A 20,565-nucleotide genomic window follows, 5' to 3' on the forward strand; every position below is an offset into this window, starting at 1 on the left:
GCTACATCAGCGGGGTCAGGAAGCGCCGCAGGGCCTCTTCGTAGGCGCCGGGGTCCGCGTTCCACATGGCTCCGTGCGGGGCGCCTTCGACGGTCCGCAGCTCCGCGAGCGACGGCGCGCCCGCGGCGAATTCGGCGGAGCGCCGCCAGGAGGCCACCCGGTCGTCGGGGCCGTGGAAGATCAGCGTGGGGACGGTCAGCGCCCGCGGGTCTGCGGCGGAGCGCAGCCGGTCGCCGTTGACGCCGGTGCGTCCCTGGGCCGCGCGTACCGCGAGCGGCACCAGGGCCGCCGGGGTGCGCCGGGCGGAGGCCAGTGCGCCGAGGGTGGCCTCCCAGTCGAGGACCGGCGAGTCGAGCACCAGGCCGCTGATCAGCTCGCGCATCCCTGACCCCGCCGCGGCGTGCAGCGCCATGGCGGCGCCGGTGGACCAGCCGTGCAGGATGACGCGCTCCGCGCCGTAGCGGACGGCGTAGCGGATGGCCGCGTCCAGGTCGCGCCACTCGGACGCGCCGAGGTGTCCGACGCCGTCCGGGGACGCGGGAGCCCCGGGGTCCCCGCGGTAGGAGATGTCGAGGACGGGGAACTGCTGCTCGTGCAGGAAGCGCAGGACGTTCATGGGGTGTTCCCTGCCGGTGCCGAGCCCGTGCACCGTGATCACCCAGGCGGGCCGGGGGCCGGGCACGAACCAGGCCGGGAAGGAGCCGAGTTCGCCGGGGATGTCCACGTCGGCGTGGTCGATGCCGAGAGCGGAGCGCGGGTCGCCCGTGTACACCTGCGGGGTGAGCCGCACCCGGGTGCCGGGCGTGAGCTTGCCGTAGGTGACCCGGTCGAGCCGGCGCACCACGGTGTCGGCGGTCTCCGAGCCGCCGTCGATCACCGGCCCGACGACCGCGTGGACCCCGGAGCCCTCAAGCCCGTACACACCGGGGCGCAGCGAGGCCAGGCAGCGGGTGAGGGTGACCCGGCCGGGGGCCGTGGCGTGGACGGAGAGCCGGGGTTCGGCGGGCAGGGCCCGGCCGTGGGACGCGTTGAGGGCGGCGTTCGCGGCGAGCCGGCCGGCCGCTGCCGCGGCCGCGCCGACGCCGATCAGGGTGGTGACGGCCGTTGCCGTCGCGGTTGCCGGGCGCATCCCTCCAGTGTCGGTGGCCCCGCACCGGGATGCCACCCGGCCGGGGCAATCGGTCCGGGGCCGGTGCGGCACGGCCGCCGGATCAGGGGCCCGGGCTGTCCCGGCCGGGCTGGCCGTATCCCCGGAGCTTCCCGGTGACCTCGGCCAGCTGCGCGGCGGAGAGCAGGGACGGGGTGCGGCCGGGCAGCGCGGAGGCGGTGAGCCAGAGCCGGCACATCCACTCCAGCTGGGCGGTGCGGTCGTAGGCCTGATCGAGCGAGCCGCCGTGGGTGACCGTGCCGTGGTTCTGGAGGAGGCAGCCGGAGCGGTCCGCGAGGGCGGTGAGCATGTGCGCGGCCAGCTCCTCGCTTCCGTAGAGCGCGTACGGGGCGACGCGGACCGGGCCGCCCAGCGCGGCGGCCATGTAGTGCACGACGGGCAGCTCGGTGACGAGGGTGGAGACCGCCGTGGCGTGCACGGCGTGCGTGTGGACGACGGCGGTGGCCGCGGTCGCGCGGTACACGGCCAGGTGCAGGGGCAGTTCGCTGGTCGGTCTCAGCTCGCCCGTCACCTGGCGGCCGTCCAGGTCGACGGCGACGGTGTCGCCGGGCCCGAGCCTCTCGTACGGCACTCCGCTGGGCGTGACCAGGACCAGGTCGCCGCAGCGCACCGAGACGTTGCCCGATGTGCCGACGACCAGCCCATCGGCCGCGGTCCTGCGGGCGGTGGCGACCAGTTCCTGCCAGGCCCTCGCGAGCGGACCGGCCTCCTGCGGCTCCCCTGCCGTACCTTCCATCGCTTCCGCTCCTCCGTCGCTGCCGGTCCCGGGACCGCCCCGGTGGGTGCGCCGCCGGCCCGCCGCCCGCGGGGAGCGGGCAGGGCCGGTCGTCCGGCGATGATGCCAGGCCCCCGCGCGCTCCGGTATGCCGCCGGCGCACCCGCGGGACAGAGACGGAACCAGCGCCTCCGGGGAGGGTCACCACAGCGCCCGGCTCAGTTCATCTTCCGTTCACCAAGGTTGCCTAGGTTCGTCTCGTCAATGACCTCGAACGATTGCCCAGGTAAATGGAACACTTGACCCTGCTCCTTGGGATCGTGATCATTACCGCTCTCGTGTTCGACTTCACGAACGGTTTCCACGACACGGCCAACGCGATGGCGACGACCATCTCGACCGGCGCTCTCAAACCGAAGACCGCGGTGGCCATGTCCGCCGTGCTCAACCTGGTCGGCGCTTTCCTGTCCGTCGAGGTCGCCAGGACGATCTCCGGCGGGATCATCAACGAACAGGGCATCACCACAGAAGTGATCTTCGCGGCACTCGTCGGTGCCATCCTCTGGAATCTGCTGACCTGGCTGCTCGGCCTGCCGTCCAGTTCCTCCCACGCACTCTTCGGCGGGCTCATCGGGGCCACGCTGATGTCGGTCGGCTCGTCCGGTGTCAACGGCGAAGTCGTCATCACCAAGGTGCTGCTCCCCGCGGTCGCCGCTCCGGTGGTCGCCGGGTTCGCCGCGCTGCTGGCGACCAGGCTGACGTACCGGATCGGCCGCCGTACGGACGAGAAGGCCACCGCCAAGGGCTACCGGGCGGGCCAGATCGCGTCCGCCGGCCTCGTCTCGCTGGCCCACGGCACCAACGACGCGCAGAAGACCATGGGCGTGATCACCCTCGCCCTGGTCACCGGCCACGTCATCGCACCGGGATCGAACCCGCCCCTGTGGGTCATCGTCTCCGCGGGCACCGCCATCGCACTGGGTACCTACCTGGGCGGCTGGCGCATCATCCGCACCATGGGCAAGGGCCTCACCGAGCTCAGGCCGCAGCAGGGCTTCGCCGCCCAGACCGGCGCCGCAACCGTGATCCTGGCCTCCTCGCACCTCGGCTTCTCCCTCTCCACCACCCAGGTCTGCTCGGGCGCCGTGATGGGAGCGGGCGTCGGCCGCAAGGGCGGCGTGGTCCGCTGGTCAACCGCCACCCGGATGTTCGTCGCCTGGTGTCTGACCCTGCCCGCCGCGGCGCTCGTCGGCGCGGGCGCCGAGTACCTGACGGGCCGCGGCCCGTGGGGCGTCGGAGCCGTCGCCGCTCTGCTGGTCGTGGGCTCCGGTGTGATCTGGTCGCTCTCCCGCCGCACGCCGGTCGGCCAGCACAGTGTCACCCCTGACGAACCGGTCGCGTCCGACGGACCGGCGGGGGTGGTGACGACCGCCATCGCGGCCGTCGCCCCGCCGCCCGCCGGAGCGGTCTCCGACGGTCTCCGGGCCACCATCCCCGCGCCGGAGCCCAACCGGCCCGCCACGGTCTGAAGGAGAAGGACACCGCACATGGACATCGACTGGGCAGCTCTCGGCACCGTCTTCGGCGTCAGCCTCGTGGCGACCGTCGGACTGGTGGGCCTGTTCACCCTCGGCGTGGTGGGCCTGGCACGGAAGCCCGCGGCAGAAGCGGGTACCGCGACCGCGCCCGCCGCCGCCTCACCGGCCGGGACGGGCCGGGGCCCGGCGCAGGCCGTGCGGGCCGGCTCGTACGCCTGCTTCGCGCTCTGCGCGGCGGCCGTGGCGTACGGGATCTATCTGATCGTCGCCTGACCACCACCCCTCCCCCACAGCGCCCCCGCGCCCGTCCTGCGGCCCCCACCGGCCGCCGGGCGGGCGCTTCCGCGCGCGGCCGGGACCGTGCGGGGCGTCCGGGCGGCCCCCGGCGGTCCGTGTGGGGCTCGGCACACTGCCCCGCCGCAGGTCAAGGCGGGTTGACGGGTGTTCGCCGACCGTGGTGGACTTCCGGGGCCAATACGGCGGCAGGAGAGGAAGCCGGTGCGAATCCGGCGCGGTCCCGCCACTGTCACCGGGGATCACACCCCGGAAGCCAGGAACTCTCACCGCCGGTCACGTCGTACCAGGGCGCGGACACCCTGAGTGAGGACTACGCCATGTGCGGCTGCCAGCTGCCCGAACCGCCCGCTGTACCGAGCACGGCCGCTCCGACGGCCCGCCGAGGCGTACCGGCCTGCTGACCCCATGCGTGCCGAGCGTGTCTTCGTCTACGGCGCCACCACGGGCCTCCTTGCGGACTTCGTCTTCGCCGACCCCCGGCGTGGCCACCCGGTCGCTGCCTTCGGGCGGGCCGCCGCCGCGGTGGAGCGCCGGCTGTGGCGCGACCACCGCGGGTGGGGCGCCCTGCACACCGCGGTGTGTGCGGGCGGCGCGGTGGGCGCCGCCGTGCTGGCCCGGCGTGCCGTACGCGGCCGTCCTGCCGCCGCTGTCGCCCTGACCACCGCCGCCACCTGGGCCGTCGTGGGCGGCACCTCGCTGGGGCGTGAGGCGCGCGCCGTGGGCGCCGCGCTGGCCGCCGGTGATGTCGCGGCGGCCAGGGAGCGGCTGCCCCATCTGTGCGGACGCGACCCGCAGGCCCTCGACGAGCAGCAGATCGCGCGGGCCGTCGTGGAGTCCGTGGCCGAGAACACCTCCGACGCGGTGGTGGGGGCGCTGGTATGGGGAGCACTGGCCGGGGTCCCCGGGCTCGCCGGGTTCCGGGCGGTGAACACCCTGGACGCGATGGTCGGCCACCGGTCGCCCCGTTATCTGCGGTACGGCTGGGCGTCGGCCCGGCTCGACGACCTGGCGGGCTGGCCGGGCGCCCGGCTCACCGCCGTACTCGCGGTCCTCGCGGGCGGCGACCCGCGGGGCGCCCTGCGGGCCTGGCGGTCGGACGCGGGCGGCCATCCGAGCCCCAACGCGGGCCCGGTGGAGGCGTCGTTCGCCGGCGCCCTCGGTGTGCGGCTCGGGGGCACCCTCGCGTACGGCGGCCGGCCCGAGCACCGGGCGGTACTCAACAGCGGCGGCCGGCCCGTGGCCGTCGGCGACATCGAGCGCGCGGTGCGGCTGTCCCGCCGGGTGTCCCTGCTGGCGCTCGCGACGGCTCTCGCAGTGAGGAAGGTGCGCGGATGAGCGGCGGACTGCTGGTGGCCGGGACGACATCGGATGCCGGGAAGAGCGTGGTGACGGCAGGGATCTGCCGGTGGCTGGTGCGCCGGGGCGTGAAGGTCGCCCCCTTCAAGGCGCAGAACATGTCGCTCAACTCGTTCGTCACCCGCGAGGGCGCGGAGATCGGGCGGGCCCAGGCGATGCAGGCGCAGGCGGCGCGGGTGGAACCCACCGCGCTGATGAACCCGGTACTGCTGAAGCCGGGCAGCGACCGGTCGAGCCAGGTCGTGCTGATGGGGAAGCCGGTGGGCGAGATGAGCGCCCGCGGCTACCACGGCGGACGGCAGCAGGCGCTGCTCTCCACGGTCACCGACTGCCTCGCCGAGCTGCGGAGCACGTATGACGCGGTGATCTGTGAGGGGGCGGGGAGTCCCGCCGAGATCAATCTGCGGCGGACCGACATCGTCAACATGGGCATCGCGCGCGCCGCGCGGTTCCCGGTGGTCGTCGTCGGCGACATCGACCGGGGCGGGGTCTTCGCGTCGTTCTTCGGTACGACGGCGCTGCTGAGCGCCGAGGACCAGTCGCTCGTCGCCGGGTACCTCGTCAACAAGTTCCGCGGTGACGTGTCCCTGCTTGAGCCGGGCCTGGACATGCTGCAGGGGCTCACCGGACGGCGCACCTACGGCGTTCTGCCGTACACCCACGGTCTGGGCATCGACGAGGAGGACGGGCTGCGGGTGTCGATGCGCGGCGCGGTGCGCGAGTCGGCCGTGTCGGCGCCGCACGGGCAGGACGTGCTGCGGGTCGCCGTCTGCGCGGTTCCGCTGATGTCGAACTTCACGGATGTGGACGCGCTGGCCGCCGAACCGGGCGTCGTGGTGCGGTTCGTGGACCGCCCGGATGAGCTGGCCGACGCGGACCTGGTGATCGTGCCGGGGACGCGCGGCACGGTGCGCGCCCTGGAGTGGCTGCGCCGGCGCGGGCTCGCGGACGCGCTGGCCAGGCGGGCCGCCGATGGCCGTCCCGTGCTGGGCATCTGCGGCGGATTCCAGCTGCTCGGCGAGCACATCGACGACACCGTCGAATCGCGTGCGGGGTCCGTGGCCGGGCTCGGCCTGCTGCCCGTGCGGGTACGGTTCGCCGTCGGCAAGACCCTGGCGCGGCCCACCGGTGAGGCGCTCGGCGAGCCCGTCGACGGATACGAGATCCACCACGGGGTCGCGGAGGTCCTGGGCGGCTCCCCCTTCCTGGACGGCTGTCGCGCCGGCTCCGTGTGGGGCACCCACTGGCACGGCTCGCTGGAGAGCGACGGCTTCCGCAGGGCCTTCCTGCGCGAGGTCGCTGCCGTCGCGGGGCGCCGCTTCGTACCGGCCCCCGACACCAGCTTCGGCGTGCTCCGCGAGGAGCAGCTCGACCGGCTCGGCGACCTCATCGAGGAGCACGCGGACACCGATGGGCTGCTCGCGCTCATCGAGTCGGGCGCCCCGGCCGGGCTCCCCTTCGTCCCGCCGGGAGCGCCATGAGAGCTCCCGGGGCCCCGGAGGTCCCCGCCGGGCGTCCGCCCGTTACCGAACCTGTCACCCGAGCATGTGAAGGAGTGAACCCCGAATGAGTACGCCCTACCCGTTCACCGCTGTCGTGGGCATGGATGACCTGCGTCTCGGGCTGCTGCTCAACGCGGTCAGCCCCGCAGTCGGCGGCGTCCTCGTACGCGGCGAGAAGGGGACCGCGAAGAGTACGGCGGTGCGCGCCCTGTCCGCGCTGCTGCCCGGGGTCCCGGTGGTCGCCGGATGCCGCTTCTCCTGCGCCCCCGGCGCACCCGACCCGGACTGCCCGGACGGTCCGCACGAGAACACGGGCGGCGTGACACGCGACGCGCGCATGGTCGAACTGCCCGTCGGCGCGTCCGAGGACCGGCTGGTCGGCGCCCTGGACATCGAGCGCGCGCTGGCCGAGGGCGTGAAGGCGTTCGAGCCGGGGCTGCTCGCCGACGCACACCGCGGGATCCTCTACGTCGACGAAGTCAACCTGCTGCACGACCACTTGGTGGACCTGCTGCTCGACGCCGCGGCGATGGGCGCCTCGTACGTGGAGCGCGAAGGTGTCTCCGTACGGCACGCCGCACGGTTCCTGCTCGTCGGGACGATGAACCCCGAAGAGGGCGAACTGCGGCCGCAGTTGCTCGACCGGTTCGGGCTGACCGTCGAGGTGGCCGCCTCGCGCGACACGGACCAGCGGGTCGAGGTGGTGCGCAGGAGGCTCGCGTACGACGACGACCCTGCCGGGTTCGCCGCCCGGTGGGCGGACGAGGAGAACGAACTGCGGGAGCGCATCGTGGCCGCGCGGGCGCTGCTCCCCGCCGTGCGGCTCGGCGATCCGGCGCTGCGGCAGATCGCCGCGACCTGCGCCGCCTTCGAGGTGGACGGGATGCGCGCGGACATCGTGATGGCCCGTACCGCGACCGCGCTGGCCGCCTGGGCGGGCCGTACGGATGTCACAGCCGATGACGTACGGCAGGCCGCGCTGCTGGCGCTGCCGCACCGCCGCAGGCGCAATCCGTTCGACGCGCCGGGACTCGACGAGGACAAGCTCGACGACACGCTGAGGGAGTCCGGGACCGAGGACGGCGACGGGGACGGCGACGGGCCGGGCCCCGACGGTGGCGGCGGCGGCGGGCTGCCGCCGCAGCGCGACGGGGACGGCACGCCGGGCGACACGCCGCCGCGGGAGGAGCCGCCGGCCGACGGGTCCGACACGCCCGCGCCGCAGGAGGCGGGCGAGGGCGGGCCCGCCGCACCGGGCGGTGGACGGGAGCAGCCGGCCGCGAAGGCCGCCGAACCGTTCCGTACCCGGATGCTGAGCGTGCCGGGGCTCGGCGAGGGCGCAGCCGGCCGCCGTTCCAGGGCCAGGACCGAGCACGGCCGCACCACCGGTTCGCGCCGGCCGCAGGGCGCGCTGACCAAGCTGCATCTGGCGGCGACGGTCCAGGCCGCGGCGCCGCACCAGCGGGCGCGCGGGCGGTCGGGCCGCGGTCTGGTGGTGCGCAGGGACGATCTGCGGCAGGCCACCCGCGAGGGGCGGGAGGGCAATCTGGTGCTCTTCGTGGTGGACGCGTCCGGGTCGATGGCGGCACGGCAGCGGATGGGCGCGGTGAAGGGCGCCGTGCTCTCGCTGCTGCTCGACGCGTACCAGCGGCGGGACAAGGTGGGTCTGGTGACCTTCCGCGGGAAGGGCGCGGAGATCGCGCTGCCGCCGACCTCGTCGGTGGACGCGGCGGCGGCCCGGCTCGACACGCTGCCGACCGGTGGGCGCACCCCGGTGGCCGCAGGGCTGCTGAAGGCCCACGAGGTGCTGCGGATCGAGCGGATGCGGGATCCGTCGCGGCGGCCACTGCTGGTGGTCGTCACGGACGGGCGGGCCACAGGAGGCCCCGATCCGGTCGCGCTGGCCGCACGCGCGGCGCGGCTGCACGAGGCGGAGGGCGTCGCGTCGGTCGTCGTGGACTGCGAGTCGGGGCCGGTCAGGCTGGGGCTCGCAGCGGAGCTGGCGCAGCGGCTCGGCGGCACCGCCGTGACGCTGGACGAGCTGCGGGCCGAGAGCATCGCCGGTCTGGTCAAGGACGTACAGAGCAGTTCACCGAGGAGGGCAGCGTAATGCCGCAGGGACAGCCGACCACCGTGCCCGAGGACGGGCTCACCACCCGCCAGCGCCGCAACCGGCCGCTGACCATGGTCCATACGGGCATCGGCAAGGGGAAGTCGACCGCGGCCTTCGGGCTCGCGCTGCGCGGCTGGAACCAGGGCTGGCCCATCGGGGTGTTCCAGTTCGTCAAGTCCGCCAAGTGGAAGGTCGGCGAGGAGCGGGCCCTGCGGGTGCTCGGGGACAGCGGAGAGGGCGGGACGGTCGACTGGCACAAGATGGGCGAGGGGTGGTCCTGGGTCCAGCGGGACATCGAGTCGAGCGAGGAAGCGGCCCGTGAGGGGTGGGAGCAGGTCAAGCGCGATCTGGCCGCGGAGACCTACCGGCTGGTCGTGCTCGACGAGTTCGCGTACCCCATGCACTGGGGCTGGGTGGACACCGGTGAGGTGGTCTCCGTGCTGCGGGACCGGCCCGGCACCCAGCACGTGGTGATCACCGGGCGGAACGCCCCGCAGCCGCTGCTCGACCTCGCCGACCTGGTGACCGACATGTCCAAGGTCAAGCATCCGATGGACGCCGGGCAGAAGGGGCAGAGGGGCATCGAGTGGTAGCCAGACTCGTCATCGCGGCACCGTCGTCGGGCAGCGGCAAGACCACGGTCGCCACCGGCCTGATGGCCGCGTTCGCCGGGCGCGGGCTGACCGTGTCGCCGCACAAGGTGGGTCCTGACTACATCGATCCCGGTTACCACGCGCTGGCGACCGGCCGCCCCGGGCGCAATCTCGACGCGTACCTCTGCGGTACCGAGCTGATCGCACCGCTCTTCGCGCACGGTGCGGCGGGCGCCGATCTGGCGGTCGTCGAGGGCGTGATGGGCCTGTACGACGGAGCGGCAGGGCAGGGCGAGCTGGCGTCCACCGCGCAGGTCGCGAAGGTGCTGCGGGCACCGGTGGTCCTGGTGGTCGACGCGTCGTCGCAGTCCCGGTCGGCGGCGGCGCTGGTGCACGGGTTCGCCTCCTGGGACCCCCGGGTGCGGATCGGCGGGGTGATCCTCAACAAGGTGGGCTCCGACCGTCACGAGGCGCTGCTGCGGGAGGCCCTGGACGAGTCGGGGGTGCCGGTGCTCGGGGTGCTCCGGCGTACCGGGCAGGCCCGGACCCCCTCCCGGCACCTGGGTCTGGTGCCGGTGGCCGAACGGCGGCCCGACGCGGTGGACGCGGTGGCCGCGATGGCCGAGCAGGTGCGAGCGGGGTGCGACCTGGAGGCGGTGCTGGCGCTGGCCCGGAGTGCGCCGCCGCTGGAGACCGGGGTGTGGGACCCGCGGGACGCCCTGGGCGCCGGGGCCGGCGAGCGGGCAGGCAGCGCCCGTGAAGGCAGCGGTGGCGGCACGGGCGGAGGCGGCCGTCCGGTCGTCGCCGTCGCGGGCGGCGCCGCGTTCTCCTTCTCGTACACCGAGCACTCCGAGCTGCTGACCGCCGCGGGCGCCGAAGTCGTCGGCTTCGACCCCCTGCACGACGAGCAACTCCCGGACGGGACCGCCGCGCTCGTCATAGGCGGCGGCTTCCCGGAGGTGTACGGGCCCGAACTGTCCGCCAACGAGCAGCTGCGCGAGGCCGTGGCCGGGCTCGCGGCATCGGGCGCACCGGTCGCCGCCGAGTGCGCGGGGCTGCTCTATCTGTCGCGCTCGCTCGACGGACATCCGATGTGCGGAGTGCTGGACGCCGAGGCCCGGATGTCGGAGCGGCTGACGCTCGGCTACCGGGACGCGGTCGCCGTGTCGGACAGCTCGCTCGCCCCGGCCGGGACCCGGCTGCGGGCCCACGAGTTCCACCGGACGGTGCTGGAGCCCGGCGCGGGCGCTTCGCCCGCGTGGGGCGTGCACCAGCCGGAGCGCCGGGTCGAGGGCTTCGTCCAGCAGGGCGTGCACGCGAGCTATCTGCACACGCACTGGGCCGCGCAGCCGTCCGTGGCGCGCAGGTTCCTGGACGGATGCGCGGGATGAACGGACGCGCTCCCGGTGCGGGGCAGGGCAGCCCCGGGTGCTCAGCCGGCGACTCCCACCACCAGCCAGATGAACGCCACCCCCGCGACCGTGCAGAGCAGCGTGGAGCGGGCCGGGTGGTCGTGGTGGGCCTCGGGAAGGATCTCGGCGGCGGCGAGGTAGAGGAGCACGCCGCCGAAGAAGCCGAGATAGCAGCCGAGTGGCTGCTCCGGAAGAGTGAACAGCAGGGTCGACGCCGCCCCCACCACCGGAGCCAGGGCGTCGGCGATCAGCATGGCCACCGCCTTGCGGCGGGCGTTCCCGTACAGGCTGGTCAGGGTGTACGTGTTGAAGCCGTCGGCGAAATCGTGGGTCACCACCGCGATGGCCACGGCGGCGCCCATGCCGCCGCCCACCTGGAAGGCGGCGCCGATGGCGACGCCGTCCATCAGGCTGTGGCCCACCATCGCGGCCGCCGCCGTCAGCCCGACCTGGGGCACCCGCTCCTCCGCCGCCCCGTGTGCCGTCTGGCGCACGGCGAGGAGCCGCTCCACCAGGTGCGCGGCGAGGAAGCCCGCGACGAACAGCAGCAGCGCCGCGGGGACGCCGAAGATCTCGCCGCCCGCCGCGCGCAGCGCCTCGGGCAGCAGGTCGAGGCCGACCACGCCGAGCATCAGACCGCCGGCCAGTCCCAGCACCAGATGGCGCCGGTCGGTGACGCGCTGGGCCGTCCAGCCACCGACCAGCGTCATCAGGAACGCGCCGAGCGCGACGAAGACCGCCATGGGCCCTTGCTAGCCCATGACACCCCGGTCCCGCATGTCAACGCGGGAACCCACCAGGAGCGGACCCCGCCCTCATGACCGCGGCCGGCCCCGGCCCCGCGGGCGACCCGGAGCACGCGGCGGCCCCGCCCGGACGGCTCGTCGTGGGCGTCGGGGCCTCCCGGGGGGTCAGCGCCGACGAGGTGCTCGCACTCGTCTCTGCCGCACTGCGGGACGCCGGGCTCTCGGTGCTCGATGTCGATGAGCTGGCGACCGTGGACACCAGGGCCGCAGAGCCGGGGCTGGTGGCAGCGGCCGGACGGCTCGGCGTACCGCTGCGCGCGTACCCCGCCCGCGCCCTCGCGCGGATCCCCGTCCCCCATCCGTCCGCCACCGCGCTGGCCGCGGTCGGCACCCCGTCGGTCGCCGAGGCCTCCGCGCTCGCCGGCGGCGGCGAACTGCTCGTGCCGAAGCGCAAGTCGGCGCCGCACGGCAGCCGGCCGGCGCGCGCGACCTGCGCCGTGGTGCGCCGGGCGCAGCCGGGTCCTGCCCCGGCGGACCCGGGCAGCCCGCCCGGCAGCGCGGCGAACGCCGGACTTCCACAACAGCACCACGTCAACCCTGATGACGAGGGGCAACTCCTTCACCACCATGGCAGTCATGCGCACACACACTGAAGTCCACGATCTCCGGCACCACGGCGATGCGGAGGTACGGGACTGCGGCCCCGGCGGCCTCACCGACCTCGCGGTCAACGTGCGGGCGGGCACTCCCCCGCCCTGGCTCCGGGAGCACATAGCGGGGTCGCTCGGCGGACTGGCCGCGTATCCGGACGGGCGGGCCGCCCGAGCGGCGGTTGCCGCCCGGCACGGGCTGCCGGTGGAGCGGGTCCTGCTGACGGCCGGCGCCGCCGAGGCGTTCGTACTGATCGCCCGCGCGCTGCCGGTACGCAGACCCGTGGTCGTGCACCCGCAGTTCACCGAGCCCGAGGCGGCCCTGAGCGATGCCGGGCACACGGTGCGGCGGGTGCTGCTGCGGGCCGCGGACGGTTTCCGGCTGGACCCTGCGGCCGTCCCGGAGTCGGCTGATCTGGTGGTGGCCGGCAATCCGACCAACCCGACATCGGTGCTGCATCCCGCGGAGACGCTCGCCTCGCTGACGGCGCCGGGGCGGCTGCTGGTGGTCGACGAGGCGTTCATGGACGCGGTGCCCGACGAGCGCGAGACGCTGGCGGGCCGTACGGATGTGCCGGGCCTGATCGTCCTGCGCAGCCTGACGAAGACCTGGGGGCTCGCGGGGCTGCGGATCGGCTATGTGCTGGCCGAGCCGGAGACCATCGAGCTGCTGGCCCGGGCCCAGCCCCTGTGGCCGGTGTCCACCCCGGCGCTGGCCGCGGCCGAGGCCTGCTCGACGGCTCCGGCGCTCACCGAGGCGGCGCTGGCCGCGCACGCCGTCGCCGGGGACCGCGCCCATCTGCTGGCCGGGCTCGCGGAGTTCGACGAGGTCCACGCGGTGGAGGCGGCCGAGGGCCCGTTCGTGCTCGTCCGGATGGAACGCGCCGACGAGGTACGCGAGCGGCTCCGCCGACTGGGCTTCGCGGCCCGCCGCGGCGACACCTTCCCGGGGCTCGGGCCCGAGTGGCTGCGGCTCGCGGTGCGCGACCGCACCACCACCAACCGGTTCCTGCTGGCGCTGGACCAGGCGCTGAGCGGGGTCTGCGGCTGACGCCCGGGCAGGAGGGGACCGTACCGGCCGGTACGGTCCCCTCCTGCCCTCCCCGTTCCCCTCCCCCGTGCCCCCTTGCTCCCCCGTCCCCCCGTCTTCCCCCGCTCCCCGTTGTTCCCCCGTCTCCCCCTGCACCCGGAGGTCCTGTGCCCAGGGCCCCCTCTCCCTGGGTCCGCTTCCTCCGGGCCCCCCTGCCGTCCCCGGGCCGTACCCCCCGGTGCGGCTCCGGCTCCGTGCGGATCAGGCCTTGTCGCGGCTCCGCCGGGCCACCACGAGCGCGCCGCCGCCGGCCAGGACCAGCGCCGCGGCGCCGCCCGCGATGTACGGCGTCGTGGAACTGCCGCCGGTCTCCGCCAGGTTCTCCTTCTCCGGCTGGGCCACGGGCTTCGGGTGGGCCGCGGTCTGCTCCTTGACCCCGGGAGCCGGAGTGGGCTGCGCCGGGTGGCCACCACCGTGGCCCGGTACGGCCTTCGGCGACTCGCAGGTCGCCTGCGCGAGGGTGACCTCGCCCTGCACATCGGCGACGTTCAGCTTCAGCGGGTTGACGGACACCTTGAGCTGGAGCGCCGTGGCGGCGGCCGTGCGGGACGTCGTGCTCGTCCTGGAGAGGCCCAGCGTCACATCGCCCACGGCGGGCACGTGGATCTGTGTCGTGCCGGCGGCGCTGAGCGTGATCTTCTTCCCGAGGACGGCCACATGGCCGAGCACGGTGGACTCGGCGTGCGGTCGCTCGCCGGCCTCGCACACCGCCTTCGACGTGACCTTCTCGACCTCGATGAGCGAGAGCAGCGGCAGCCCGGGGACATGGACCGAAGCACGGGCGACGTTGACGTATCCCTCGGCCTTGTGCCGGTCGGCCGTGGCCTGCGCGGTGGCGACGTCGGCGCGCAGCAGGCTGAACGGGCGTCCCCGGTCGACGCCGTCCAGCTTCGCGGTGAGGGCCGTCCTGTCCGCGCTGGCCGGGGCGTGCACCTCGTTGAGCGCGACCGTGAGCGGCAGATCGACGGTCTTGTTGAGCAGCGAGACGTCGAGCCCGGTACGGAGCACGACAGCGCTCGCCTTTCCTGCACTGCCGGTCGTCGCCTGCGCCGGTACCGCGACGAGCAGCGCCGCCGGGCCTGCGGTCAGCGCGGCGGCCACGAGGACGGTGGCCGTACGGCGTGCGGGCATGCGGAAGGTGTTGCTGTTCAAAGTGGTGGAACCCCCACAAGAGACATGACGTCGCCGGGGGCGCGGCCCACGGGGACTTCGTGGGTGCGCCGGCGACCGAGACACCGGAATCTTTACGCACTGTGGGTGAACGGTCAGCAACCTGAGGTGAGTTCACTCCAAAGTGGTGTTTCCGCGTCTGCATTCGAATCCTGAGGCACGGGCGTTCCCTCCGGCCCCCTGTTTCACTCCCCGAGGGTGGTGCGCCGGTGGCCCCACGGGGAGCACACCGGGTGCCTCAACGAGTGCCGGAGCCCTCACGTCACGCCCGGTCAACCCGGCGCCCCACGGGGCGTCAACGCAGCGACCCGCGTCGCCTCACCCCACCGGACGACCCTCCAGCACCACCTGCCGCGGCGCGCCCAGCACCCGGACGTCCTCCCGGGGGTCGTCCGCGTACACCACGAGATCCGCCGGAGCACCCTCGGCGAGACCGGGCCTGCCGAGCCACTCCCGGGCGCCCCAGGAGGCCGCCGACAGCACGTCGGGCACCGGGATGCCCGCCTTCACCAGCTCCGCCGCCTCCTGGGCGACCAGGCCGTGCGGCAGGGAACCGCCGGCATCGGTGCCGACGTAGACCGGGACGCCCGCGTCGTAGGCGGAGCGGACGGTGTCGTAACGGCGCTCGTGCAGCCGCCTCATATGTGCGGACCAGCGTGGGTACTTGGCGTCCCCGCCCGCGGCGAGCTGCGGGAAGGTGGCGATGTTCACCAGGGTCGGCACGATCGCGACCCCCCGCTCGGCGAAGAGCGGGACGGTCTCGTCGGTCAGCCCGGTGGCGTGTTCGACGCAGTCGATGCCTGCCTCCACGAGGTCGCGCAGTGAGTCCTCGGCGAAGCAGTGCGCGGTGACCCGGGCGCCTAGCCGGTGCGCCTCGGCGATCGCGGCCTCCACCTCCCCGCGCGGCCAGCAGGCGGACAGGTCCCCGGTGGCGCGGTCGATCCAGTCGCCGACGAGTTTGACCCAGCCGTCACCGTTGCGGGCCTCCCTTGCGACGTACTCGACGAGGTCGCCCGGTTCGATCTCGTGGGCGTAGTTGCGGATGTAACGGCGGGTGCGCGCGATATGGCGGCCGGCCCGGATGATCTTCGGGAGATCCGGCCGGCCGTCGATCCAGCGGGTGTCCGATGGCGACCCGGCGTCGCGCAGCAGCAGCGCACCGGCCTCCCGCTCCCTGAGCGCCTGCTTCTCGCTCGTCCCGTCCGGGACCGCGCCGTGCGCGTCGAGCCCGACGTGGCAGTGCGCGTCGACCAGACCCGGCAGCACCCAGCCCCGCACGGTGGCGGCCTCCGCGGCCGGGCGTACGTAGGTGATCCGCCCGCCCACCACCCACAGCTCGTCCCTGACGTCGTCGGGCCCGACCAGCACCCGCCCCTTCACATGCAGCACCGTGTGATCGCTCATGGCGCGAGCCTAACGACGGGGCCGCGCCGCCCGGGAGGGGCCGGGTGCCTGCTCAGTACCATCGGACGGCCAGCCCGAACGAACTCGCGAAGAGAGCACCACCGTGACGCACCCCTTCCTTGACCTCGCCCCGCTCACCCCCGCGCACTTCGCCGCGATCGAGCGGCAGACGGCCGCGCTGCTCGGCACCCGGCAGGACGTCGTGATCATGCAGGGAGAGGCACTGCTGCCGCTGGAGGGATGCATCCGCTCCGGTGCCAGGCCGGGCTCCACCGCGCTCAACGTGATCACCGGGCCGTACGGCCAGACCTTCGGCAACTGGCTGCGCGACTGCGGGGTCACCGTGGTCGACCTGGCCGTGCCGTTCCACACCGCGGTCACCGCGGCCCAGGTCCGCGAGGCGCTGGCGGCCCGCCCCGAGATCGATTTCGTCTCGCTGGTCCACGCGGAGGCGGCCACCGGCAACACCAACCCGGTCGCGGAGATCGGTGAGGCGGTCCGGGCGCACGGCGCGCTCTTCATGCTGGACGCGGTCGCGTCGGTGGGCGCGGAGCCGCTGCTGCCCGACGTCTGGGGGGTGGACCTCTGCGTGATCGGTGCGCAGAAGGGCATGGGCGGCCCCGCCGGGGTCTCGGCCGTCTCGGTGAGTGAGCGCGCCTGGCAGCGGTTCGCGGACAATCCGCAGGCCCCGCGCCGCTCGTACCTGTCGCTCCTGGACTGGAAGGAGCGCTGGATCGACGCGGGCCGCACCGCGCTGCCGCACGCGCCCGCCCAGCTGGAGATGCTGGCACTGGGAGCCTGTCTGGAGCGGATCGAGTCGGAGGGTCCCGCGGCGTTGATGGACCGGCACGCCAGGGCCGCAGCGGCCACCCGGGCGGGGGCGCTCGCCCTGGGCGGCGGCATCACGCCGTTCGTCCACGAGGCGCGGGACGCGGCCCCGGTGGCCACGACGCTCCGCACCCCCTCCGGAGTCGATGCGTCACAGCTGGTCAGGAAGGCCCTTGCGGCCGACCCCACGCTGCCGCTGATCGCGGGTGGCGGGGCGCTCGCCCGCGAGATGGTCCGCATCAACCACTACGGCCCTGACGCCACCCAGGGCGTGGTGCACTCCTCGCTCGCGGCACTGGGTGCCGCACTGGGCGGCTCGGGAGCGGCTGTGGACCTTGAGGCCGCCCGCGGGGCGGTCTCGGAGGCCTGGCAGCGCGGCTGAGCCGCCGGTCCCCCGCGCGACGAAGGCGGGCCTGCCCCGGCCGCACAGGGCCGGGGCAGGCCCGCCGTTGTAATCAAAGAGAATTAACAGAATGCAGAATTCCGGCTTTTTCTGCACAGCGCACTTGTTTCTTCTGCCCGCTTTCCGGCCCCCTAAACGCAGGATTTTCCAACCGGTCGACCAGCGGGTTTCGGACACGCGTCACGAAGGTTACGCACATGTGACCGACCCCACAATGGCGTCAATTTGCCCGATAATTCCAGGACAAATCAGCCATATTCGCGACCCACAGCGCCTCGACCCGCGCCCGCGCGATAGCACGGACTCCAGTTTTGGCCAACCCCGGGCCAGAATGCATTTTTTGAATTTGCTGGGTAAATTTTCCTTACATGACCGCCGCGCAAGAAGACCTTGTACGTGCCCGTAGCGAATTCCCGGAGATAGACACCCCACGAGTGGAGGACGGGGCCGCGATCTGGCGTATCGCCCGCGACTCCGAGGTGCTGGACCTCAACTCCTCGTACAGCTACCTGCTGTGGTGTCGCGACTTCGCCGCGACCTCTGTGGTGGCGCGCGACTCGACCGGTGACCCCGTCGCCTTCGTCACCGGTTACGTGCGCCCCGACCGCCCCGAAGCCCTCGTCGTCTGGCAGGTGGCCGTCGACCGGGCCGCCCGCGGCCAGGGCCTCGCCGGTCTCCTGCTGGACGCGCTGATCGCCAAGGTCACCGCCAGGGGAGTGGTTCGTGAGCTCGAAACCACCATTTCCCCGGACAACACCGCGTCCGACCGCCTGTTCCGCTCGTTCGCAGAGCGTCACGGGGCAGCAGTGGAACGTGAAGTGCTCTTCGACGGCGGACTGTTCCCCGAAGGGACGCACCAGCCGGAAGTGCTGTACCGCATCAGCCCCGTCTCGGCCTGACTGACATCCCTCACCCCAGGAGACTTGCTGTGACCATCACCCCGCCCGCCCTGAGTGTCTTCGAGACCCTTGAGTCCGAGGTGCGCAGTTACTGCCGCAGCTGGCCGGCCGTGTTCGATCACGCCCAGGGCAGCTACCTCCACGACGAGGACGGCCACACCTACCTCGACTTCTTCGCCGGAGCCGGCTCACTCAACTACGGCCACAACAATCCGGTGCTCAAACGCGCGCTGATCGACTACATCGAGCGCGACGGCATCACCCACGGCCTGGACATGGCCACCACCGCCAAACGCGCCTTCCTGGAGTCCTTCCAGAACGTCATCCTGCGCCCGCGTGACCTGCCGTACAAGGTGATGTTCCCGGGCCCGACAGGCACCAACGCCGTCGAGTCGGCGCTGAAGCTGGCCCGCAAGGTCAAGGGCCGCGAGTCCGTCGTCTCGTTCACCAACGCCTTCCACGGCATGTCGCTCGGCTCGCTGGCCGTGACCGGCAACGCCTTCAAGCGGGCCGGCGCCGGTATCCCGCTGGTCCACGGCACGCCGATGCCGTTCGACAACTACTTCGACGGCCAGATCCCGGACTTCCTCTGGTTCGAGCGTCTGCTTGAGGACCAGGGCTCCGGCCTGAACAAGCCGGCCGCCGTGATCGTCGAGACGGTCCAGGGCGAGGGCGGCATCAACGTCGCACGCGCCGAGTGGCTCCGCGCGCTGCAGGACCTCTGCCACCGCCAGGACATGCTGCTGATCGTCGACGACATCCAGATGGGCTGCGGCCGTACGGGTGGCTTCTTCTCCTTCGAGGAAGCGGGCATCACCCCGGACATCGTCACCCTGTCGAAGTCCATCAGCGGCTACGGCCTGCCGATGTCGCTCTGCCTCTTCAAGGGCGAGCTCGACGTCTGGGAGCCGGGCGAGCACAACGGCACCTTCCGCGGCAACAACCCGGCGTTCGTCACCGCCACCGCCACGCTGGAGACGTACTGGGCCGACGGCCAGATGGAGAAGCAGACCCTGGCCCGCGGCGAGCAGGTCGAGCGCGCGCTGCTCGCCCTCGTCGAGGAGAACGACGGCGCGGGCGTGAGCTTCCGCGGCCGCGGCCTCGTCTGGGGCATCGAGTTCGCCGACAAGCCGCGTGCCACGGCGGTCTGCCGCCGCGCCTTCGATCTGGGGCTGCTCCTGGAGACCTCAGGACCGGAGAGCGAGGTCGTCAAGCTCCTGCCGCCGCTGACCGTCTCCGCCGAAGAACTGGACGAGGGCCTGAGCATTCTGGCCCGGTCCGTCCGCGACACCGCCTGACGCACGGCGCACCCGCCGCGCGTTCGCTACACAGAGAGGCTCAAGTCACAGTGATTGTCCGATCGTTCAAGGATGTCGAGGGAACCGACCGACACATCAAGTCCAAGTCGGGAACCTGGGAGAGCAAGCGCATCGTGCTCGCCAAGGAGGGAGTCGGCTTCTCTCTTCACGAGACCATCCTGTACGCGGGGACCGAGACGTCGATGTGGTACGCCAATCACATCGAGGCGGTGCTCTGCACCAAGGGCGAGGCCGAGCTCACCAACGACGACACCGGCGAGGTCCACTGGATCGAGCCCGGCACCATGTACCTCTTGAACGGGCACGAGAAGCACACCCTGCGCCCCAGGACCGATTTCCACTGCGTCTGCGTCTTCAACCCTCCGGTCACCGGACGGGAGGACCACGATGAGAACGGCGTTTACCCCTTGCTGACCGAGGAGGTCTGAGCCATGACCGAAGTACTGTCCAACATCCGGGCGGATCTCTATCCCACCCGCGGTGCGAGTGAAGTGACCACCCCCCGCCAGGACCCGGTGGTCTGGTCGCAGCCCGGCGCGGCGGGCCCGATTCCTCAGCCGGAGCTCCAGGGCTTCGAGCGGGACGGGTTCCTCACCGTCGGCGATCTGCTCACGGACGACGAGGTGGCCCTCTACCGTGCGGAACTGGACCGGCTGATCACCGACCCGGGCGTCCGCGCCGACGAGCGGTCCATCATCGAGCCGAAGTCCCAGGACGTACGGTCGGTCTTCGAGGTACACAGGCTCAGCGAGGTATTCGCCGGCCTGGTCAGGGACGAAAGGCTGCTGGGCCGGGCCCGGCAGATCCTTGGTTCGGACGTCTACGTCCACCAGTCCCGGATCAACGTCAAGCCCGGCTTCGGGGCCAGTGGCTTCTACTGGCACTCGGACTTCGAGACCTGGCATGCCGAGGACGGTCTGTCGAACATGCGGACGGTGTCCGTATCGATCGCACTGACCGAGAACCTCGACACCAACGGCGGCTTGATGATCATGCCTGGCTCGCACCAGCACTTCCTGGGGTGTGCGGGCGAGACGCCGGAGGACAACTACAAGAAGTCGCTGCAGATGCAGGACGCGGGCATCCCGTCGGACGCCGCGCTGACCCGGATGGCGGGCGCGCACGGCATCCGGCTCTTCACGGGCCGCGCCGGTTCGGCCACCTGGTTCGACTGCAACTGCATGCACGGTTCGGGTGACAACATCACCCCTTACGCCCGCAGCAACGTCTTCATCGTGTTCAACAGCGTGGAGAACGCGGCGGTGGAGCCCTACGCGGCTCCGATCCGGCGCCCCGAGTTCATCGGGGCACGGGACTTCACTCCGGTGAAGTGATCCGAAGTACGCGGGAGGGGGACGGCAC

At 72.9% G+C, this 20,565-nt stretch carries 19 protein-coding genes and 1 riboswitch; of the genes, 14 read left to right on the forward strand and 5 right to left on the reverse strand.

Annotated elements, in window-relative coordinates; genetic code table 11:
* Position 1: 1 nt before the first annotated feature.
* Together OG917_RS07730 and OG917_RS07735 are read right to left on the reverse strand one after the other, a co-directional pair.
* Positions 2-1,129 (reverse strand): alpha/beta hydrolase family protein, encoded by a 1,128-nt coding sequence (locus OG917_RS07730; RefSeq protein WP_328316798.1) that lies wholly within the window; start codon positions 1,127-1,129, stop codon positions 2-4.
* 82 nt (positions 1,130-1,211) lie between these two features.
* The gene (locus OG917_RS07735) at positions 1,212-1,904 is read right to left on the reverse strand and encodes a class II aldolase/adducin family protein (RefSeq protein ID WP_328316799.1); all 693 of its coding nucleotides are present in this window, start codon (positions 1,902-1,904) and stop codon (positions 1,212-1,214) included.
* A 269-nt stretch (positions 1,905-2,173) separates the two neighbouring features.
* Between OG917_RS07735 and OG917_RS07740 the strand changes: the two genes are divergently transcribed.
* From OG917_RS07740 to OG917_RS07770, 7 genes are all read left to right on the forward strand, one after another.
* Complete coding sequence (locus OG917_RS07740) at positions 2,174-3,412, forward strand: inorganic phosphate transporter (RefSeq protein ID WP_328316800.1); 1,239 nt, start codon at positions 2,174-2,176, stop codon at positions 3,410-3,412.
* An 18-nt stretch (positions 3,413-3,430) separates the two neighbouring features.
* Positions 3,431-3,694 carry a hypothetical protein gene (locus tag OG917_RS07745; RefSeq protein ID WP_328316801.1) on the forward strand — a complete coding sequence of 88 codons (264 nt, stop codon included), beginning with the start codon at positions 3,431-3,433 and terminating at the stop codon, positions 3,692-3,694.
* 169 nt (positions 3,695-3,863) lie between these two features.
* Positions 3,864-4,000: riboswitch (cobalamin riboswitch) on the forward strand.
* 123 nt (positions 4,001-4,123) lie between these two features.
* The gene (locus OG917_RS07750) at positions 4,124-5,053 is read left to right on the forward strand and encodes a cobalamin biosynthesis protein (RefSeq protein ID WP_328316803.1); all 930 of its coding nucleotides are present in this window, start codon (positions 4,124-4,126) and stop codon (positions 5,051-5,053) included.
* Positions 5,050-6,555, forward strand: coding sequence for a cobyric acid synthase (locus OG917_RS07755; protein ID WP_328316805.1), 1,506 nt, complete (start codon positions 5,050-5,052; stop codon positions 6,553-6,555). The genes OG917_RS07750 and OG917_RS07755 overlap by 4 nt, the downstream gene beginning before the upstream one ends.
* Before the next feature lie 85 nt (positions 6,556-6,640).
* Positions 6,641-8,686: a putative cobaltochelatase gene (locus OG917_RS07760; RefSeq protein ID WP_328316806.1), complete on the forward strand. Its 2,046-nt coding sequence runs from the start codon at positions 6,641-6,643 to the stop codon at positions 8,684-8,686.
* On the forward strand, positions 8,686-9,282 hold the full coding sequence (gene cobO / locus OG917_RS07765) for a cob(I)yrinic acid a,c-diamide adenosyltransferase (RefSeq protein WP_328316807.1): 597 nt from the start codon (positions 8,686-8,688) through the stop codon (positions 9,280-9,282). Before OG917_RS07760 ends, cobO begins: the two co-directional genes overlap by 1 nt.
* Positions 9,276-10,673 (forward strand): cobyrinate a,c-diamide synthase, encoded by a 1,398-nt coding sequence (locus OG917_RS07770; protein ID WP_328316808.1) that lies wholly within the window; start codon positions 9,276-9,278, stop codon positions 10,671-10,673. Before cobO ends, OG917_RS07770 begins: the two co-directional genes overlap by 7 nt.
* A gap of 41 nt (positions 10,674-10,714) precedes the next feature.
* Here the strand turns inward: OG917_RS07770 and OG917_RS07775 are convergent, their stop codons facing one another.
* Positions 10,715-11,437 (reverse strand): ZIP family metal transporter, encoded by a 723-nt coding sequence (locus OG917_RS07775; protein WP_328316809.1) that lies wholly within the window; start codon positions 11,435-11,437, stop codon positions 10,715-10,717.
* Positions 11,438-11,511: 74 nt separating this feature from the next.
* Here OG917_RS07775 and OG917_RS07780 point away from each other — a divergent pair, with 74 nt between their 5' ends.
* Together OG917_RS07780 and cobC are read left to right on the forward strand one after the other, a co-directional pair.
* Positions 11,512-12,093, forward strand: a complete 582-nt coding sequence (locus tag OG917_RS07780) for a cobalamin biosynthesis protein (protein WP_328316810.1) — start codon at positions 11,512-11,514, stop codon at positions 12,091-12,093.
* Complete coding sequence (gene cobC / locus OG917_RS07785; RefSeq protein WP_328316811.1) at positions 12,077-13,141, forward strand: Rv2231c family pyridoxal phosphate-dependent protein CobC; 1,065 nt, start codon at positions 12,077-12,079, stop codon at positions 13,139-13,141. Before OG917_RS07780 ends, cobC begins: the two co-directional genes overlap by 17 nt.
* Positions 13,142-13,381: 240 nt before the next feature.
* Here cobC and OG917_RS07790 read toward each other — a convergent pair whose 3' ends face one another.
* Together OG917_RS07790 and OG917_RS07795 are read right to left on the reverse strand one after the other, a co-directional pair.
* Positions 13,382-14,332 carry an SCO1860 family LAETG-anchored protein gene (locus OG917_RS07790; RefSeq protein ID WP_443058920.1) on the reverse strand — a complete coding sequence of 317 codons (951 nt, stop codon included), beginning with the start codon at positions 14,330-14,332 and terminating at the stop codon, positions 13,382-13,384.
* Between the two features lie 336 nt (positions 14,333-14,668).
* Positions 14,669-15,754, reverse strand: coding sequence for an amidohydrolase family protein (locus tag OG917_RS07795; protein WP_328316813.1), 1,086 nt, complete (start codon positions 15,752-15,754; stop codon positions 14,669-14,671).
* Positions 15,755-15,857: 103 nt separating this feature from the next.
* Here OG917_RS07795 and OG917_RS07800 point away from each other — a divergent pair, with 103 nt between their 5' ends.
* From OG917_RS07800 to thpD, 5 genes are all read left to right on the forward strand, one after another.
* The gene (locus OG917_RS07800) at positions 15,858-16,964 is read left to right on the forward strand and encodes a pyridoxal-phosphate-dependent aminotransferase family protein (protein WP_328316814.1); all 1,107 of its coding nucleotides are present in this window, start codon (positions 15,858-15,860) and stop codon (positions 16,962-16,964) included.
* Between the two features lie 389 nt (positions 16,965-17,353).
* Positions 17,354-17,884 carry a diaminobutyrate acetyltransferase gene (ectA, locus tag OG917_RS07805; protein ID WP_328316815.1) on the forward strand — a complete coding sequence of 177 codons (531 nt, stop codon included), beginning with the start codon at positions 17,354-17,356 and terminating at the stop codon, positions 17,882-17,884.
* Positions 17,885-17,913: 29 nt separating this feature from the next.
* On the forward strand, positions 17,914-19,182 hold the full coding sequence (gene ectB / locus OG917_RS07810; RefSeq protein ID WP_328316816.1) for a diaminobutyrate--2-oxoglutarate transaminase: 1,269 nt from the start codon (positions 17,914-17,916) through the stop codon (positions 19,180-19,182).
* A 50-nt stretch (positions 19,183-19,232) separates the two neighbouring features.
* On the forward strand, positions 19,233-19,631 hold the full coding sequence (locus tag OG917_RS07815) for an ectoine synthase (RefSeq protein WP_328316817.1): 399 nt from the start codon (positions 19,233-19,235) through the stop codon (positions 19,629-19,631).
* 3 nt (positions 19,632-19,634) lie between these two features.
* Positions 19,635-20,537 (forward strand): ectoine hydroxylase, encoded by a 903-nt coding sequence (gene thpD, locus OG917_RS07820; protein WP_328316818.1) that lies wholly within the window; start codon positions 19,635-19,637, stop codon positions 20,535-20,537.
* Positions 20,538-20,565 lie beyond the last annotated feature (28 nt).

The sequence above is a fragment of the Streptomyces sp. NBC_00388 genome (genome assembly GCF_036061255.1).
Taxonomy (GTDB): Bacteria; Actinomycetota; Actinomycetes; order Streptomycetales; family Streptomycetaceae; genus Streptomyces.

Excerpts from the sequence above, each read along its gene's own strand:
- OG917_RS07730 (WP_328316798.1), bottom strand. The coding sequence starts at position 1,129 with ATGCGCCCGGCAACCGCGACGGCAACGGCCGTCACCACCCTGATCGGC.
- OG917_RS07735 (WP_328316799.1), bottom strand. The coding sequence starts at position 1,904 with ATGGAAGGTACGGCAGGGGAGCCGCAGGAGGCCGGTCCGCTCGCGAGG.
- OG917_RS07740 (WP_328316800.1), top strand. The coding sequence starts at position 2,174 with ATGGAACACTTGACCCTGCTCCTTGGGATCGTGATCATTACCGCTCTC.
- OG917_RS07745 (WP_328316801.1), top strand. The coding sequence starts at position 3,431 with ATGGACATCGACTGGGCAGCTCTCGGCACCGTCTTCGGCGTCAGCCTC.
- OG917_RS07750 (WP_328316803.1), top strand. The coding sequence starts at position 4,124 with ATGCGTGCCGAGCGTGTCTTCGTCTACGGCGCCACCACGGGCCTCCTT.
- OG917_RS07755 (WP_328316805.1), top strand. The coding sequence starts at position 5,050 with ATGAGCGGCGGACTGCTGGTGGCCGGGACGACATCGGATGCCGGGAAG.
- OG917_RS07760 (WP_328316806.1), top strand. The coding sequence starts at position 6,641 with ATGAGTACGCCCTACCCGTTCACCGCTGTCGTGGGCATGGATGACCTG.
- cobO (WP_328316807.1), top strand. The coding sequence starts at position 8,686 with ATGCCGCAGGGACAGCCGACCACCGTGCCCGAGGACGGGCTCACCACC.
- OG917_RS07775 (WP_328316809.1), bottom strand. The coding sequence starts at position 11,437 with ATGGCGGTCTTCGTCGCGCTCGGCGCGTTCCTGATGACGCTGGTCGGT.
- OG917_RS07780 (WP_328316810.1), top strand. The coding sequence starts at position 11,512 with ATGACCGCGGCCGGCCCCGGCCCCGCGGGCGACCCGGAGCACGCGGCG.
- cobC (WP_328316811.1), top strand. The coding sequence starts at position 12,077 with ATGCGCACACACACTGAAGTCCACGATCTCCGGCACCACGGCGATGCG.
- OG917_RS07795 (WP_328316813.1), bottom strand. The coding sequence starts at position 15,754 with ATGAGCGATCACACGGTGCTGCATGTGAAGGGGCGGGTGCTGGTCGGG.
- ectA (WP_328316815.1), top strand. The coding sequence starts at position 17,354 with ATGACCGCCGCGCAAGAAGACCTTGTACGTGCCCGTAGCGAATTCCCG.
- thpD (WP_328316818.1), top strand. The coding sequence starts at position 19,635 with ATGACCGAAGTACTGTCCAACATCCGGGCGGATCTCTATCCCACCCGC.